General features: G+C 73.7%; 1 protein-coding gene. It reads right to left on the bottom strand.

All coding sequences use genetic code 11. The annotated features are described in order from the left end of the window. Positions 1-1,154, bottom strand: a 1,154-nt coding sequence (locus ABZ840_RS37705) for an ATP-grasp domain-containing protein (RefSeq protein WP_361568604.1), incomplete at both ends; no start/stop codon positions are given.

Raw genomic sequence — 1,154 nt, 5'->3', positions numbered from 1 at the left:
TTGGGCTTGGCGCCGCCGGCGACCGCGGCGCGCGCCAGCGGCATGCCGAGGGAGGAGGGCAGCGAGACCTCCAGGCGCTTGCCGCCGACCTCGACGACCACGGTCTCGCGGGTGTCGGCCTCGGCCTCGTCGGCGCCCGGCGCGGCGAACGGCTTGATGTCGTTGACGAACTCGGTCTCGATCCAGCGGGTGTGGACCTGGAACGGGTCGGTGGAGCCGGTCAGCTCCGGCGCGAAGGCGGGGTCCTTGACCACCGTGCGGTGGAAGGGGATGGCGGTGGCCATGCCCTCGACGGTGAACTCCGCCAGGGCGCGGGCCGCGCGCTGCAGGGCCTGCTGGCGGGTGGCGCCGGTGACGATGAGCTTGGCGAGGAGGGAGTCCCAGGCGGGGCCGATGACGGAGCCGGATTCGACGCCGGCGTCGAGGCGGACGCCGGGGCCGGCGGGGGCGTCGAAGACGGTGACGGTGCCGGGCGCGGGCAGGAAGTTGCGGCCCGGGTCCTCGCCGTTGATGCGGAACTCGAAGGAGTGGCCGCGCACCGGCGGGTCGTCGTAGCCCAGCTCCTCGCCGTCGGCGATGCGGAACATCTCCCTCACCAGGTCCAGGCCGGTGACCTCCTCGGTGACCGGGTGCTCCACCTGCAGGCGGGTGTTGACCTCCAGGAAGGAGATGGTGCCGTCCTGCCCGACCAGGAACTCACACGTCCCGGCGCCCTCGTAGCCGGCCTCCTTCAGGATCGCCTTGGAGGCGCGGTAGAGCTCGGCGTTCTGCTCCGCGGACAGGAACGGCGCCGGGGCCTCCTCCACCAGCTTCTGGTGGCGGCGCTGCAGCGAGCAGTCGCGGGTGGAGACCACCACGACGTTGCCGTGCTTGTCGGCCAGGCACTGGGTCTCCACATGCCGGGGGCGGTCCAGGTAGCGCTCGACGAAGCACTCGCCGCGGCCGAAGGCGGCGACCGCCTCACGCACCGCGGAGTCGTACAGCTCGGGGACCTCCTCCAGGGTGCGGGCGACCTTCAGGCCGCGGCCGCCGCCGCCGAAGGCGGCCTTGATGGCGATGGGCAGGCCGTGCTCCTCGGCGAAGGCGACGACCTCCGCCGCGCCGGAGACGGGGTCCTTGGTGCCGGCGACCAGGGGGGCGCCGGCGCGCTGGGC

The organism is Streptomyces sp. NPDC047117, assembly GCF_040643545.1.
In the GTDB taxonomy this organism is placed as follows: Bacteria; Actinomycetota; Actinomycetes; order Streptomycetales; family Streptomycetaceae; genus Streptomyces.
The sequence above is the reverse complement of the archived record's forward strand: the minus strand, read 5'-3'. Positions and strand labels throughout refer to the sequence as shown.